19 protein-coding genes and 1 riboswitch are annotated in these 16,584 nt (G+C 22.0%); of the genes, 16 read left to right on the forward strand and 3 right to left on the reverse strand.

Features of this window, described 5'->3' with window-relative positions; translation table 4 throughout:
* Window positions 1-80: 80 nt before the first annotated feature.
* Window positions 81-178: riboswitch (purine riboswitch) on the reverse strand.
* A 39-nt stretch (window positions 179-217) separates the two neighbouring features.
* Entirely contained in the window at window positions 218-1,225 is a 1,008-nt protein-coding gene (locus AACL11_RS05130; RefSeq protein ID WP_338988433.1) for a hypothetical protein, read from the reverse strand.
* Window positions 1,226-1,511: 286 nt separating this feature from the next.
* On the opposite strand from AACL11_RS05130, the gene AACL11_RS05135 reads away from it, so the two are divergent.
* From AACL11_RS05135 to deoC, 12 genes are all read left to right on the forward strand, one after another.
* Window positions 1,512-1,772 carry a hypothetical protein gene (locus AACL11_RS05135; RefSeq protein ID WP_338988434.1) on the forward strand — a complete coding sequence of 87 codons (261 nt, stop codon included), beginning with the start codon at window positions 1,512-1,514 and terminating at the stop codon, window positions 1,770-1,772.
* 91 nt (window positions 1,773-1,863) lie between these two features.
* A complete protein-coding gene (locus tag AACL11_RS05140) occupies window positions 1,864-2,214 on the forward strand; it encodes an IS630 transposase-related protein (protein WP_338988435.1) in 351 nt (116 codons plus the stop codon).
* Window positions 2,215-2,305: 91 nt separating this feature from the next.
* Entirely contained in the window at window positions 2,306-2,665 is a 360-nt protein-coding gene (locus AACL11_RS05145) for a helix-turn-helix domain-containing protein (protein ID WP_338973555.1), read from the forward strand.
* 28 nt (window positions 2,666-2,693) lie between these two features.
* Complete coding sequence (locus tag AACL11_RS05150; RefSeq protein WP_338988489.1) at window positions 2,694-3,131, forward strand: IS630 family transposase; 438 nt, start codon at window positions 2,694-2,696, stop codon at window positions 3,129-3,131.
* Window positions 3,132-3,425: 294 nt separating this feature from the next.
* On the forward strand, window positions 3,426-3,989 hold the full coding sequence (locus tag AACL11_RS05155) for an IS630 family transposase (RefSeq protein WP_338988490.1): 564 nt from the start codon (window positions 3,426-3,428) through the stop codon (window positions 3,987-3,989).
* Window positions 3,952-4,620: a hypothetical protein gene (locus AACL11_RS05160; protein ID WP_338988436.1), complete on the forward strand. Its 669-nt coding sequence runs from the start codon at window positions 3,952-3,954 to the stop codon at window positions 4,618-4,620. The genes AACL11_RS05155 and AACL11_RS05160 overlap by 38 nt, the downstream gene beginning before the upstream one ends.
* Before the next feature lie 91 nt (window positions 4,621-4,711).
* Window positions 4,712-5,071: a helix-turn-helix domain-containing protein gene (locus AACL11_RS05165; protein WP_338973555.1), complete on the forward strand. Its 360-nt coding sequence runs from the start codon at window positions 4,712-4,714 to the stop codon at window positions 5,069-5,071.
* A gap of 28 nt (window positions 5,072-5,099) precedes the next feature.
* The gene (locus tag AACL11_RS05170) at window positions 5,100-5,600 is read left to right on the forward strand and encodes an IS630 family transposase (protein ID WP_338988468.1); all 501 of its coding nucleotides are present in this window, start codon (window positions 5,100-5,102) and stop codon (window positions 5,598-5,600) included.
* Window positions 5,601-5,649: 49 nt separating this feature from the next.
* Window positions 5,650-6,363 (forward strand): hypothetical protein, encoded by a 714-nt coding sequence (locus tag AACL11_RS05175; RefSeq protein ID WP_338988437.1) that lies wholly within the window; start codon window positions 5,650-5,652, stop codon window positions 6,361-6,363.
* Between the two features lie 461 nt (window positions 6,364-6,824).
* Window positions 6,825-7,547 (forward strand): RsmE family RNA methyltransferase, encoded by a 723-nt coding sequence (locus AACL11_RS05180; protein ID WP_252320509.1) that lies wholly within the window; start codon window positions 6,825-6,827, stop codon window positions 7,545-7,547.
* Between the two features lie 11 nt (window positions 7,548-7,558).
* Window positions 7,559-8,542, forward strand: a complete 984-nt coding sequence (locus AACL11_RS05185; RefSeq protein ID WP_338988438.1) for a Gfo/Idh/MocA family oxidoreductase — start codon at window positions 7,559-7,561, stop codon at window positions 8,540-8,542.
* Window positions 8,532-9,209, forward strand: a complete 678-nt coding sequence (deoC, locus tag AACL11_RS05190; protein WP_338988440.1) for a deoxyribose-phosphate aldolase — start codon at window positions 8,532-8,534, stop codon at window positions 9,207-9,209. Before AACL11_RS05185 ends, deoC begins: the two co-directional genes overlap by 11 nt.
* Window positions 9,210-9,236: 27 nt before the next feature.
* Here the strand turns inward: deoC and AACL11_RS05195 are convergent, their stop codons facing one another.
* Both AACL11_RS05195 and AACL11_RS05200 read right to left on the reverse strand, forming a co-directional pair.
* Window positions 9,237-9,809, reverse strand: a complete 573-nt coding sequence (locus tag AACL11_RS05195; protein WP_338988471.1) for an IS630 family transposase — start codon at window positions 9,807-9,809, stop codon at window positions 9,237-9,239.
* Window positions 9,766-10,125: a helix-turn-helix domain-containing protein gene (locus AACL11_RS05200; RefSeq protein ID WP_338973555.1), complete on the reverse strand. Its 360-nt coding sequence runs from the start codon at window positions 10,123-10,125 to the stop codon at window positions 9,766-9,768. The genes AACL11_RS05195 and AACL11_RS05200 overlap by 44 nt, the downstream gene beginning before the upstream one ends.
* 876 nt (window positions 10,126-11,001) lie before the next feature.
* Here AACL11_RS05200 and AACL11_RS05205 point away from each other — a divergent pair.
* The 4 genes from AACL11_RS05205 to AACL11_RS05220 all read left to right on the forward strand — a co-directional run bounded on the left by AACL11_RS05205 (window position 11,002) and on the right by AACL11_RS05220 (window position 16,431).
* Window positions 11,002-12,015 (forward strand): IS3 family transposase, encoded by a 1,014-nt coding sequence (locus tag AACL11_RS05205; protein WP_338986622.1) that lies wholly within the window; start codon window positions 11,002-11,004, stop codon window positions 12,013-12,015.
* 27 nt (window positions 12,016-12,042) lie between these two features.
* On the forward strand, window positions 12,043-12,879 hold the full coding sequence (locus AACL11_RS05210) for an IS3 family transposase (protein ID WP_338988491.1): 837 nt from the start codon (window positions 12,043-12,045) through the stop codon (window positions 12,877-12,879).
* Between the two features lie 148 nt (window positions 12,880-13,027).
* Window positions 13,028-13,237, forward strand: coding sequence for a 50S ribosomal protein L32 (gene rpmF / locus AACL11_RS05215; RefSeq protein WP_281747878.1), 210 nt, complete (start codon window positions 13,028-13,030; stop codon window positions 13,235-13,237).
* A gap of 173 nt (window positions 13,238-13,410) precedes the next feature.
* Complete coding sequence (locus AACL11_RS05220; protein WP_338988441.1) at window positions 13,411-16,431, forward strand: DEAD/DEAH box helicase family protein; 3,021 nt, start codon at window positions 13,411-13,413, stop codon at window positions 16,429-16,431.
* The last annotated feature ends 153 nt before the right edge of the window (window positions 16,432-16,584 follow it).

A 16,584-nucleotide genomic window follows, 5' to 3' on the forward strand; every position in this document is an offset into this window, starting at 1 on the left:
ATTTTATTCCTTTCTTATAGTTAATTTAAAAATAAAAAAATCAACATTTCCCAAGTGCTTGATGTTGATTTATCATGACAAAAAATCATTAATAAACCCATAGTGTTTAATTTCTGGTTAAACGTAGAAACACTAGTCCATATTACTAGCATATAAGGGCAAAATTTATTTAATTATATTGATATTTTATACTATATAAGTATTTTAATGTCAAATTTTATGTTAAGTTTAATTTTTGTTTTCTTTCAATAATTTTTATATCTGAAAATAATATTTCTTGATTTACTATGTTTGCTATTTTATTTTCAGTTTTATTTATTTTAAATGTTATTTCTAAAAAGTGTTTTATTCCTTTGTTTTTTATTATTTCTTTATTTTCTTTTAATAATTTTCAAAATTTTTTTTCTTCTTTTTCTTTTGCTTTTTGATAAGCAATATTTAGTAGTGTTTGTTCTTCTATAGTTAAAATACTATTAAATCATTTTGGTCATAGATTTTCTAAAAAATGAGAAGATAGTTTTTTATTATTACATTTAGTGATATTATTAAATGATTGATTTGTTTTAGGTATTATGGATGTGGTAATTAATGAATTTTGTTGTTTGTTATCTTTTTTAGTTTCACAAATGAAAAGTGATTTTTGATTTTCTAATCATGACTTTAAAGTATAGAGTTCATTTTGTAGTTGTTGCTTTTCAATAATTAGATTTGGTATAAAAAAATTTTTTAAGTATTGTTGATAGTTTGTTTTATTTTCATTATCAAGGTAGTTATTAATTGTTTCTAATATAATATTAGTTTGTTGTAATAACGTATATTTTGTTTTAAATTTTGGAATATTAATATTTATTTTTGAAAGTTTAATTTTTATTTCTTTTAATTCATTAAAAGTTAATTTTTCAGATAAGTTAAAGATTTTTTTCATTTCTTTTGTTATTGGTTTATTAGGAAAAAAAATTTGTTGGTATAAAATTTCTATTATTGTTAATGTAGTAAGAGTTATGCCAAAAATAACAAAAATTTTAGAATAGTATTCTAATCAAGTAATATAGTCAGTTAAAGTTGTTTTTAATTTTTTATATTCAAGTTCATTTATATTTTTTTCTGAACTATTATTTATTTTATCTAGTTCTTCAGTACTTTTTTTATGTAATATTCAAACTGTGATAATTGTAATTCAGTTTAATGCTAATATACATTTTGTTTTATTGCTAATTTTTTTCATATTTTTTACCCCCGTAAAAATAAAATACATTTTTTTAAATTTTTATTTTAAAAAAATGTAAACACTAGTTTTTAAATAATATATTAAAGTATAACATTTATAATATTTAAAAATATATTTTTATTAAATTTAATTAAAACTTAAAATTTTATTTATTTTTTGAATTATGGAAATTTATTGTAAAAAAGACAAAATTTGATAACATATAATTATTATTGAGTTTATATCACCCATTTACTTTAATTTAAAGTAAATGGGTTTTTGTTTAAAAAAAGGAGAAAAAAGAATGGCTGATAAAACAAATTTGCAAACATTTCATCAAATCATTAAACAACAAAGAATAAATGATATTTTAAATAAGTCAGAAATTGCTATAAAAGCAAGACATGGGGGCTTAACAATAAGATTTGAAAAAAATAAAAAAAATATAAATAATACTGAATTTACTAGTTCTTTTAATTCAAGTCAAATATCAAAAACTAAAATAATTGAAAATGGATCACAAAAGTATAGATATATAGCTAACGAAAGTAATGTTTACTCATAAATAATGTAAAATAATAATATGTAATTTAAACAATTCTTGCACTTACAAGTATAATTCAGCAATAATTAAAATAGATTAGGAAGATTAAATTATGCCAAAACCATACAGTGAGGACTTACGAAGAAAAGTAATAGAAGTTTATGAAAGTAAAAACATGAAAATTAAAGAAATTTGTAAAGTGTTCAATATCACTAGAAAGACTTTATTTTTATGAAGAAAAAGAAAGCAAAAAACCGGAAATATAAAACCAATTTTGAATTATCAAAAAGGACATAGCCACAAAATAAAGGATTTAGATGAATTAAAAAATTATTTAGCAGAAAATAAAGATGTTACAGTTCAAAAAGTAATTGAAAAATTTGGTGATATGACAAAAGAAACAGTTTATAACTATTTCAAAAAACTAAATTATATAGCTAACGAAAGTAATGTTTACTCATAAATAATGTAAAATAATAATATGTAATTTAAACAATTCTTGCACTTACAAGTATAATTCAGCAATAATTAAAATAGATTAGGAAGATTAAATTATGCCAAAACCATACAGTGAGGACTTACGAAGAAAAGTAATAGAAGTTTATGAAAGTAAAAACATGAAAATTAAAGAAATTTGTAAAGTGTTCAATATCACTAGAAAGACTTTATTTTTATGAAGAAAAAGAAAGCAAAAAACCGGAAATATAAAACCAATTTTGAATTATCAAAAAGGACATAGCCACAAAATAAAGGATTTAGATGAATTAAAAAATTATTTAGCAGAAAATAAAGATGTTACAGTTCAAAAAGTAATTGAAAAATTTGGTGATATGACAAAAGAAACAGTTTATAACTATTTCAAAAAACTAAATTATACATATAAAAAAAACTTTTCTATATGAACAAAGAGATAAAAATAAACAAGAAGATTTTTTAAAAGAAATAGCGAAAATAATGAATGAAGATTTGGTATATATTGATGAATCTGGAATTGATGATAATGAATTTTATAAATATGGTTGGTCTGAAAAAGGTAAAAGATTATTTGATAATAAACCTGCATATAAAATAAAGAGAATGAGTATAATTGGTGCACTAAATAAAGGTAAATTAAAAGCTCTATGAGCATTTGAAGGACATTGCAATAGTAAAATTTTTGAATCATATGTTAAAAATATACTAATTCCAGTATTAAAGTGTGGACAAATTATAGTTTTAGATAATGCGACGTTTCATAAATCTAAAGCAACAAAACAATTAATTGAAAATGCTGGATGCAAACTATTATTTCTTCCACCATATTCTCCTAATTTAAATCCAATTGAACATTTTTGATTTGCTATAAAACATAATATAAGAACCTGTTTGGAATCTTTTTAATAAAATTATGCTAAAACAAGGAATAATCATTTATAAATACTTATTTAATTTTCATTTTATTTTCTTTTTTAATTTCTGGTTAAAAATATTTTATAATTTAATCAGTTGTCAACTAAAAATTTATTTTTTTACTATAAAATAAAATTTATAATATTAATTTAATTAAAAATTAGTCAAAAAAGATTCCAAACAGGTTCTAAGAAAAATATTACCAAATTATTGACCAAATATTAAAAACGCGATTGATTTTGTTTTTCAAGATATGAGTAAACATTACTTTAGTTAGCTATACATATAAAAAAAACTTTTCTATATGAACAAAGAGATAAAAATAAACAAGAAGATTTTTTAAAAGAAATAGCGAAAATAATGAATGAAGATTTGGTATATATTGATGAATCTGGAATTGATGATAATGAATTTTATAAATATGGTTGGTCTGAAAAAGGTAAAAGATTATTTGATAATAAACCTGCATATAAAATAAAGAGAATGAGTATAATTGGTGCACTAAATAAAGGTAAATTAAAAGCTCTATGAGCATTTGAAGGACATTGCAATAGTAAAATTTTTGAATCATATGTTAAAAATATACTAATTCCAGTATTAAAGTGTGGACAAATTATAGTTTTAGATAATGCGACGTTTCATAAATCTAAAGCAACAAAACAATTAATTGAAAATGCTGGATGCAAACTATTATTTCTTCCACCATATTCTCCTAATTTAAATCCAATTGAACATTTTTGATTTGCTATAAAACATAATATAAGAAAAATATTACCAAATTATTGACCAAATATTAAAAACGCGATTGATTTTGTTTTTCAAGATATGAGTAAACATTACTTTAGTTAGCTATAATTCTGTAACAATTTTAGATCTTGATAAACAAATAGCAAAGAAAATAATAATTGAAGAAGCAAGAGCACACAGAATATTAAATTTACAAAAAGAAAATAATGATGAAACTTTAAAAATTGAATTTGAATTTGAATTAAAAAAAGCAAAGGAAAATTTAGAAAAAATTAAAAATGCAATAGTTAGTGGTCAATTATTTGGTAAAAAAACATTAAAGAAAAGAAAAAGAGAATTAGCCAAATATGAACATGAAATTAAAGAAAAAACAACTAGGTTAAGGAAATTAAAACAAAGAAAAGAACAATTAAATGAATATCAAAAGATAAATAGCAATATCCAAAATGAATTAAAAAATGATATTAAACAATTTTTAAATAATGATGAAAAGAACAAAACCAAAATATTAACAAAAAATAGAAAAAAAATAAAAAAAATAAAAATTAAACTTAATAAAATTAACATTCTACAAAAAGAATTAAAATATGAAAATAAAATATTAAAATTAGAAAACGAAATTAAACAAGAAAAAGTTGAAAATGGTAAAAAAGTTAAACAAATATATGAAGAAATTTTGACAATAAATAATAATTGTTATTATATAGCTAACGAAAGTAATGTTTACTCATAAATAATGTAAAATAATAATATGTAATTTAAACAATTCTTGCACTTACAAGTATAATTCAGCAATAATTAAAATAGATTAGGAAGATTAAATTATGCCAAAACCATACAGTGAGGACTTACGAAGAAAAGTAATAGAAGTTTATGAAAGTAAAAACATGAAAATTAAAGAAATTTGTAAAGTGTTCAATATCACTAGAAAGACTTTATTTTTATGAAGAAAAAGAAAGCAAAAAACCGGAAATATAAAACCAATTTTGAATTATCAAAAAGGACATAGCCACAAAATAAAGGATTTAGATGAATTAAAAAATTATTTAGCAGAAAATAAAGATGTTACAGTTCAAAAAGTAATTGAAAAATTTGGTGATATGACAAAAGAAACAGTTTATAACTATTTCAAAAAACTAAATTATACATATAAAAAAAACTTTTCTATATGAACAAAGAGATAAAAATAAACAAGAAGATTTTTTAAAAGAAATAGCGAAAATAATGAATGAAGATTTGGTATATATTGATGAATCTGGAATTGATGATAATGAATTTTATAAATATGGTTGGTCTGAAAAAGGTAAAAGATTATTTGATAATAAACCTGCATATAAAATAAAGAGAATGAGTATAATTGGTGCACTAAATAAAGGTAAATTAAAAGCTCTATGAGCATTTGAAGGACATTGCAATAGTAAAATTTTTGAATCATATGTTAAAAATATACTAATTCCAGTATTAAAGTGTGGACAAATTATAGTTTTAGATAATGCGACGTTTCATAAATCTAAAGCAACAAAACAATTAATTGAAAATGCTGGATGCAAACTATTATTTCTTCCACCATATTCTCCTAATTTAAATCCAATTGAACATTTTTGATTTGCTATAAAACATAATATAAGAAAAATATTACCAAATTATTGACCAAATATTAAAAACGCGATTGATTTTGTTTTTCAAGATATGAGTAAACATTACTTTAGTTAGCTATATAACAACTTTTATACATAATAATCAATCAATTTCAGAAAAAATAATGTTTTTTCACAACTTTGATAATGATAATATACAAATATTAACGCAAACAAAACAATATAAAAATTTAAGTCAATACAAAAATGATCTTTTATTAATAAATAATAATAATAATAATTTTGATAGAATACCAATCAAAGAGTTTATAAAAGAACAAACAGAATGTAAAGAAAAACCATCTATAGCGGAATTCACAATGTGGGCTGTTATTTCAGTACTTTCTGTTGGTGTTCCAATATTGATTTCTTGTTTACCCTTTGTAAGGAGGGAAATTGCAACAGAATTAAAAGACAAACTTATAGTTGGTTTAATTTCAATTACGCTTGGCTTATTTATTAAAACTGCTGCAACAACAGTTTCAACTGCAATAAAAAAAGTTGATTCATGAATTTATAATAAAATGTTTAAAAATCAAGAAAAAATTGAAAAAGATAAAAAAGAATTTAAAACAATAATTAGAGACTTGACAAGTGATAAAGTAGAAACTCAATTAGAAAGACAATTTAATATTTTAAAACAAGAATTAGATAATAGGAAAAAGCAAAAAATAAATAAACTATTAAGTAATAAAACAACGTGAGAAAACCCAGATAAAGCAAAACCAACAGTTACTAATCCTGTTGCTAAAAATTTTGATTTAAGTGTTATAGTTAATTCTTCTGATATACAACCCCCAATTAGTCCAGTAACAAAACAACGAATTTATTCAATATAAAATATTGTTTTAAAAATAATTTTACTGAGTATTTAAAGGGTAGAAAAAATATTCAAAAAATAATAAAGGAAGTAAAAAATATGCCATGAGAACCATATGAAAAATGAAGTACAAAAGATAAAGATTCACTTGCAAAAAAATTAGATGAAGTAAATAATAGTTTTGGAAAAGAAAAATAAAGAGAAAGACGAGGAAAAGTTGCTGCTACATTCGAAGAAAGTAATAAAAATAAGAACATAATAAATGATAAACCTTTAGTAAACATAGATAATAATGCTACTACTAAAGTTGCAAAATGTATTATTTTATAAATAATTAAAAACTACTTAATTAATTAAGTAGTTTTTAATTTAGTTTCATGATAAAAGAAAAAAAATTTTATATTTTATAAATTAAAGATGATAGTTAAAACTTGTTAATTTGAGTTTTACCTTATGTTATAATCAAATTAGAGGTGGACTATGGAATGCTACTTTACTAACCATAAAACTAATAATATTTTAATATTAGATGAAGAAGATAGTAAACATCTAATTAAAGTATTACGTCATAAAATTAATGATGAAATAGTTATTATTCATCAAGAACAAAAATATTTAACAAAAATTATTGAAATTACATCAGTTATTAAATGCGAAATTATAAAAACAGTGCCAAATAGTAATTCAGAATTAAGATGTAAAATCACATTAGTAATATCGTTATTAAAAGAACAAAAATTTGATTTAGTCATTCAAAAAGCAGTAGAATTGGGAGTTTATCAAATTGTGCCATTGCAGTTAAAACGATGTGTTAGTATTTTAACAAGAACAAAAGCAGAACAGAAAGTTTTACGTTGACAAAATATTGCAAAAGCTGCTGCCAAACAATCAAATCGCAATTTAATTCCGATTGTTACACCCGTTGTTTTTGATTTAAAACAATTAGAACGATATCGGTCTCATCTTAATTTGGTTGCATATGAAAATTCATCAGAAACTAGTTGGATTAGTCAAATAAATAATAAATTATCATCAATAACAATTATAGTTGGACCCGAAGGAGGAATCACTAAAGAAGAAATTGCAACTTTAACACAACTTAATTTTAGTAATATTAGTTTAGGAAAATTAATTTTACGTGCCGAAACTGCACCTTTATTTTTAATGTCAATCATTAATTATGAAACAAGTTTAAAAAGTTAAAGGAGTACAAGATGATTAGAATTGGTATTATTGGAACTGGAAAAATTGTTCAAAGATTTATAAAGCAATCGTTAACTAATAAAAAAGTTAAAATAACTTGTATATATTCAAGAAGTTTAGATAAAGCAGAAACATGAGCAAAAAAATATAATATTGCCCATAGTACTGATGATTTAAATAAAATGATAGAACATATTGATGCTATTTATATTGCTTCACCAAATGGTTTGCATTACAAACAAAGTAAATTATTTTTAAATAATAATATTCATGTTTTAGTAGAAAAAACTATTACTTTTACAGTTGAAGAAGTTAAAGACCTAATTTCTTTAGCAAGAAGTAAAAAATTAATTTTATTAGAAGCTTATGTTACTGTTCATTTACCTATTTTTTATAAATTAAAAAAATTAGTTCATGAAATAAATCCAGAAGTAGTTAACCTTAATTTTAATCGTATTTCTTCAAGAATGCCATCAGTTGAAAAAGGAATATATGATTCTGTTTTTGATAAAGATTTTGGTAAAGGTGCAACTTATGATAGTTTAGTATATCCATTACAATTAGTATTGTATTTATTAGGTAAAGTAAAAACAGTTAAAGCGATGGCAATTAAATTACCTAATGGTGTTAATTTAAGTAATCATGTTATTTTGAAGCATGAAAATGGAACTATTACTACTATTACTTGTAGTAAAGGAGTAACCTCTTATGCACAAAGTGAATTTATAGGTCATAATAGTAGTCTTGTTTTATCACAAGTTCATCCATTAAGTGGAATTAAGGTTTATACTAAAAACGGAATAAAAGAAATCGCAGATAATACTAATGAAGAAAGTTTAATGACATATGAATTAAATGATTTTGTAAAAATGATTAAAAATAAAGATTATTTAAGTCGAGATTATTGATTAAATCATAGTTTAATGAATCTTGAAGTTATTGAAGCAATTATTAAAAGTGAAAATGAATTAGGAGTTGAAGTTTATGAAAAGTAATATTAATTTAAATGAATATATTGATCATACATTATTAAAACCAGAAGCAACATTATCAATGATTGATACATTATGTAAAGAAGCTAAAACTTATTATTTTAAAGCAGTTTGTATTAATCCATTTTATGTTAATCGTGCTGTTACTTTATTAAAAAATAGTAATGTTAAAGTATGTACAGTGGTTGGTTTTCCATTGAGTGCCAATACTACACAAACTAAAGTAGCAGAAACAATTAATGCGATTAAAGATGGTGCTCAAGAAATTGATGTTGTTATTAATATTGGTGCATTAAAGGATAATGATCAAAAACTTGTATTGCAAGATCTACAAGCAGTTCGTAATGCATGTCCACAAAATATTATTTTAAAAGTAATAATTGAGTGTAGTTTATTAACAACAGAACAAAAAATTATTGCTTGTCAGTTAGTAACTAAAGTAAAAGCAGATTTTATTAAAACTTCAACTGGTTTTGCTAATGGTGGTGCCACGGTTGCTGATATTAAATTAATGAAAGCAAATATTGGTCCTCATGTTGCAATTAAAGCTTCTGGTGGTATTAAAAATCAAGATGATGCAATGGCGATGATTAATGCTGGTGCTACTAGAATTGGTACTAGTAATGGTGTTGCTATTATTTCAGGACAAGAAACTAAGGGTGGTTATTAATTAATGTAAATCAACAATTATATATAGCTAACTAAAGTAATGTTTACTCATATCTTGAAAAACAAAATCAATCGCGTTTTTAATATTTGGTCAATAATTTGGTAATATTTTTCTTATATTATGTTTTATAGCAAATCAAAAATGTTCAATTGGATTTAAATTAGGAGAATATGGTGGAAGAAATAATAGTTTGCATCCAGCATTTTCAATTAATTGTTTTGTTGCTTTAGATTTATGAAACGTCGCATTATCTAAAACTATAATTTGTCCACACTTTAATACTGGAATTAGTATATTTTTAACATATGATTCAAAAATTTTACTATTGCAATGTCCTTCAAATGCTCATAGAGCTTTTAATTTACCTTTATTTAGTGCACCAATTATACTCATTCTCTTTATTTTATATGCAGGTTTATTATCAAATAATCTTTTACCTTTTTCAGACCAACCATATTTATAAAATTCATTATCATCAATTCCAGATTCATCAATATATACCAAATCTTCATTCATTATTTTCGCTATTTCTTTTAAAAAATCTTCTTGTTTATTTTTATCTCTTTGTTCATATAGAAAAGTTTTTTTTATATGTATAATTTAGTTTTTTGAAATAGTTATAAACTGTTTCTTTTGTCATATCACCAAATTTTTCAATTACTTTTTGAACTGTAACATCTTTATTTTCTGCTAAATAATTTTTTAATTCATCTAAATCCTTTATTTTGTGGCTATGTCCTTTTTGATAATTCAAAATTGGTTTTATATTTCCGGTTTTTTGCTTTCTTTTTCTTCATAAAAATAAAGTCTTTCTAGTGATATTGAACACTTTACAAATTTCTTTAATTTTCATGTTTTTACTTTCATAAACTTCTATTACTTTTCTTCGTAAGTCCTCACTGTATGGTTTTGGCATAATTTAATCTTCCTAATCTATTTTAATTATTGCTGAATTATACTTGTAAGTGCAAGAATTGTTTAAATTACATATTATTATTTTACATTATTTATGAGTAAACATTACTTTCGTTAGCTATACTAAATATAAAAGAAAGAACAAAATATCTAAAACAGAAAATGAGAAAACAATAATCATTAACTTCATTTATTTATTATCTTTAAATAATTAAAATCAATTTATGAAAACTAATAATTTTGATAAAAATTGATATTTAAGGATTGTTTTTAAAGAAGTTTTTTCTTTAATAGACAAAATTATTTTTGAAAAATGCTTATATTATTTTTTAAAAAAGATTGATTTTGATAGGAAAATTATTGAAAATAATACTGTTTAAAAATATTTAACATTGAATTTACTAAGCAAAGATAATTAATCATCAATTACAAAAAGTCATCAGAAATAAAAAAGTCTTTCTTAATGATATGGCAGTTTTTCAAAATATTTTACTTAGTAATTAAAATATAACAAAAATTGAACAATTCATTTCAATTTTGAATAGGAATTGTTCAATTTATAATAAATTTAAAGATAGAATTAATCTGAACTAGTACTTTGCAAAACAAATATGTACAGGTTTCTAAAAAACCTCTTTCATTCTTTTATTTAGAGATCTTTGCTTTGATAGTGTACTGTAAAATCTCATTTATTTCAATCGCCATCTCTATTTGTTTTGACTACTAAACCTTGTGATCCATCTGTTGGTAATTTTGTTCAAAAATTTCTTATTTCTGGAAAGTTTTTATAAAAAATTGGATGGGGCCACTTAGCCCTTTTTACTAGACCATTAATTTAAAAAATCTGAATGTATTCTAAAAACAATTGTGTTATATAATGAACACTAATTTTGACCTGAAAGGATTTTTATTAATGGATAAAATTAAACAAATAGCATTAATAATTAACAAATTAAATATCAAAGAAAAAATTAAAATTATCGATGATTGCAAAAATCAATATTCAATTAGAAACTTATGTCAATATCTTCAATTAAACAGATCAACATATTACTTTTTAAAAAATAAACAAAAACTTATTAAAAAAGAAAAAAATCATATTATTAATTGCAATCATAAATATCAAGAATTATGCCAACTTTTAATCGAATTTCATTCTACAAGAAAAGGTAGAATTTATGGATATTTAAGAATTTTTTCAGCTTTTAAAGAGTGATTAAAACAAGAGAAAAATATCATTTTAAATATAGAATTATCAACAAAACAAATGCGAAAAATTATGAAAAAACACAATATTCAAGGATTAAAACAAACTAAAAATAACTATCCTAAAAACAAAAAAAATCCAAATAAGTGAATACCTACAATGGATAAAGTAAACAAAGATTACAAAAGTACAACCGCTTCAAATCAAATTTGATCAATGGATACTAAACAAATAAACACCAAAGAAGGTTGACTATATCTTTTTGTAATTATTGATTTTTATTCAAATAATGTTGTTAGTTATAATACATTTTCAAATAAATCATATCAAGATTTAATTCTTCCTGCACTTGAAAAAATAAACAACCAATTTTCTTGAAATCAAATAAAAAACGTTATTTTACATTCAGATAACGCCAACGAATTTTATTGTCAAGAAATTACAAAATGAGCAAAAAACAAACAAATAATTTTAAGCAAAAAACAACCATATGATATTGGCGGTAATGTCATATCTGAAAATTGATTTTCACATTTATCTCAAGAATGATTGCCTAAAGACTCAAATCAATATTTAACAATCAATGAAGCTATTAATGATGTAAATCAATATGTTATGTTTTATAATTATGAAAGAATACATTCTAAATTTTTAAAACCACCAATATTACAAATAAAAATTTAGAAATATCTATCAAAATATGGTCCAGTAATTAGGGCTAACCACCCTAAATATAAAATTCGCACAATGTGTCGTTTTTTAAAAATATCTAAATCAACATATTATTTTAATTTAAAGAAAAAAGAAAATAAAATCAAAAATAATATTTATGATGAAGCTGTTATTAGTGCTTTTAAAGAAAATAAAGAAGTTTATGGTACTAGAAGATTAAAAAAAATTCTAGAAAACCAAGAAATTTATTTATCGCGCAGAAAAATTAAAAAAATTATGAATGAACATAATTTAATATCAAAATATACTAAATTATCATTCAAAAATCATAATAACAAAGTTAACGATAGTCAAATAACTAATCTTGTTAATAGAAAATTTAAGAATAGGATTAAAAATGAAGTTATTGTTAGTGATTTAACTTATGTACAAGTTAATGGTAGGTGAAACTATATTTGCCTATTAATAGACCTATTTAACCGCGAAATTATCGGACATAGTGTTGGAGTTAAAAAAGATGCATCATTAGTACATCAAGCATTTATGCAATCAAATCGCTGTTTAAAAGATATTCAAATATTTCATAGTGATCGCGGTAATGAATTTAACAATAAAATTATTGATAAACTTTTACTAGCATTCAACATTAACCGTTCTTTAAGTAAAAAAGGTTGTCCTTATGATAATGCTGTTGCTGAAGCAACTTTTAAAACTTTTAAAACCGAATTTATTAATGATAAAAATTTTACATCATTAATCCAATTAAAATTAGAATTATTTGATTACATCAATTGATATAACAATATAAGAATTCACAGCACTTTAAACTACTTAACTCCAGTTAAATATCAACAACAAATGTCTACCAAAAAATAGTCCTAAAAAGTGTTGCCATTCCAAAATAAAATATTTGATTTATTAGTATTTTATTTCCAAAAATTTGAAAAACTTATCAAAAAAAATAGATTTTTCTGATAAATCAATATATAATTTATGAGATACGAAAGTAAGGAGGCAACAGACTATGGCAGTACCAGCAAGAAGAACGTCAAAAATGCGTAAAAATACACGTCGTGCCCATGATAGTTTATCTGCAACAACTACAACTAACTGTTTAAATTGTGGAGCAATTACTAAACCACATCATGCCTGTATGAAATGCAAGACATACAAAGGTGTAAGTATTACTAATCCATTACAAGCAGAAAAAACATCATCAACAGAAAAAAAATAAAATATGAATATATCTTATCTTAGATTACCTTCCTCTTTATTTATTTAAAATAATATTTTAAATATTAGAGGTTTTTTACTTTACAAAATTATTTTATAATAGTTAATAATTTATTAAAATATAGATTATAATTTATTAAAATAGACACTATTTATTATTAGGAAGTGTAGAGTATGAAAAATAAGGGCTATTATGATTTATTATTAAAGATTAGTGATGATATTACCAATAATTTCCAAACATCACATATTAATGATGAAAAAGAATTAATTAAAGACATTGATCATTATTTAGTTAAACAATTAAATAATACTTTAATTGAACAATTAAAAAGGATTAAATCACCAGAAGCAAAAATTGATTTTTTAAATCAAATCATAAGTAATTTTACTACTAATAAATTTAGTAATAACATTTTATTACAAGTAAATGATAGTATAATTGATAATCCTTTAACTTCTAATATTAGATTAAGTGACAATTTTCTATTTACTAATGAAAACCAACAAGTATTAATTAATCATTTAAATCAGGAAATCAGAACTTGTGATGAAGTATACTTTATTTATCCTTTTATATCAAATTCAATTATAAATAAGTTACGTTCATCATTTACTTATGCTTTAAATCATAATATTACTATTAATTTTATTACTACTACTTTTGATGATATGGCTTTATTTGTTAATTTATATGCATTAGTTAAAATAATAAAAAAGTATCCTAATATTAAAGTTAAAGTTGAAAATAATTTAGAAAAACGTAGTGAAAGAATTCATATTAAAGCTGCCATCTTTAAACGAAATTCAGGTTTTTCTTCAGCAATAATTGGTTCATCAAATTTAACGCAAAAAGGTTTAGCTAGTGGTCGTGAATGAAATATTAAAATTAATGAATTTGATAATAAGCAACTATATCAAAATATTTTAAATCAGTATTATAAATTATGAAATGATAATTTAGTTGATTTAAATAATGAACAACAACGATTACAATTACTATCGCGAATTGAATATAATCGATTGCTTGTAAATAAAAAAGATGAACAATGATTAGCAACTAATTATTTTCTTTATGATTTTCAAATTGCCTTAATTAATAAATTAAAGTTAAGAAGAAAACTTAAAAAAACAAAACATTTAATTGTCATGGCAACAGGTGTTGGTAAAACAGTAGTATCTGCTTTTGACTATTTAAATCAAATCAAAGAAAATAATAATCAAAAACCTTCAATTTTATTTTTAGCACATCAAAGAGAAATTATTGAACAAGCAATTATTACTTTTCGAAAAGTAATAAATGATAAAAAATTTGCAACTATTTTAAATAGTAAACAAAATAATTTTCAAGAACAATATTTATTTGCAACAGTACAAACTGTACATAGACATCTAAATAAGTTTAAACGTCAACAATTTGATATTATTATTTTTGATGAAGCTCATCATTTGGCTGCCAAAACTTTTCAGACAATTTTAAATTATTTTCATCCTAAACAAATTATTGGTTTAACAGCAACACCAGAACGAGAAGATAATAAAAACATTATTAATTATTTTGATAATGAGTTTGCACATGAATTACGATTGTGAGATGCAATTAATGAAAAACTTTTATCACCATTTGATTATTATTGTATTGATGACATTACTGCTGATTTAACTGGTATTGATTTAAATAATGATCAACAATTATTTAAAAAATTAAATACTGAAGCAAGAAATAAGTTATTATTAGATGTAATTAATGACTATATTGGATTTTATAGTAATCGGATTTGTTTAATTTTTTGTATTAATATTACTCATGCACAAATTGTTGCTAGATTTTTGCAAAATCAGGGCTTAAAAGCAGACTTTTTAACAAGTAAAAATAAAACTAATCGTAGTAAAATAATTAATGATTTTAAAAATAGAATTATTAATTATTTATGTGTAGTAAATATTTTTAATGAAGGAATTGATATTCCTGAAATTGATACTATTATTTTATTACGACCAACTAATTCAAAAACAGTATATTTGCAACAGTTAGGAAGAGGATTGAGAAAAACAGAAACTAAACATTGTTTAGAGGTTTATGATTTAATTGCTAATATTGATAAAAAATATGACATAACGATTGGTATTAAAAATCTTTCAAATTCACATATTATCAATGTTAATAAACAATTACCTAATAGTTTTAATTTACCTTATGGATGTACTATTACTTTAGAACCAAGAAGTCAAAACGTCATTTTAACTAATTTAAAGCAATGATATCAATCGCGAAAAAAAATTTATTTGGTAATTCAATCATACTATCAACTTTATAATGATAATGCTATTTTTAAAATATTAATTGATTATGATTTGACAATTCAAGAATTTTATAATTTTTTAAATGATTTTTATTTACGAATAGCAAAAAAAATAAAAAATTATCAAACCCATGATAATGATACTAATCGTAATCAAAATATCTTAAAACAATTCTTATTTTTAAATGATTATCAAATAGTTAATTATTTTTATTTAAGATTAAGTCAAGAATTAGATACTAAATTAATTAATTATCATTATGACAATTTATTAATAGCATCATTATTATATGAGGTTACAAGTAATAAAGTATTTAATCGTATTTTTCCAAATTTTAATGAAATACCATGTTTAGTTACAAATTTCATTGAAAATAACAAATTAGTTGTTAATGAACTAAAAATTATTCTTAAATATAAACTAGATTATGAAACATTATTACTCAATGAACATTTTAATCAAGATTACCCTTTATTATCTTATCAATCAACATTTACTGTGCATCAGGCACTATGTGCAATTAATCGTGTTAATTTTAATAAAAAACTTGGAGCTTTAAAAATTATTGCCTTTCAAGCAGGTCATTTGACATTTAATGAAAATAAATCAGTAATTTTTGCAGATATTGATGGAACAAATTATGGTAAATTAACTAGTTATAATAAATTAACAAAAGAATATTACTGATCAATACCAGAAAATAAAACGATTAATTCAAAATTAGTGAAAGATTTACAAAATAATAATATTGAAAAAATATTATTTTTAAATAATGATTGTAATAAAAAATTTAAAAATCTTGCTTTAAAGTTGTATGACTTTATTGGTATTGGTCAATATCAATTAACAATTAAAAGTGATTATATTACTATTAAATTTTTAATAGAATAAATAATATTTTATTTTTTTAATTTTATAAAAAATTTTAAAAATTTTAATTTTAAAAAAATAATGCTTTTTTATGATAATTAGGTTGACAATAATTATGGCATGTTGTACTATTATTATTGTCCCAAAAATAAATGGGTTACAAACTAGAAAAAA

It is taken from the genome of Spiroplasma endosymbiont of Dasysyrphus albostriatus (genome assembly GCF_964019495.1).
Lineage (GTDB): Bacteria > Bacillota_I > Bacilli_A > Mycoplasmatales > VBWQ01 > Spiroplasma_E.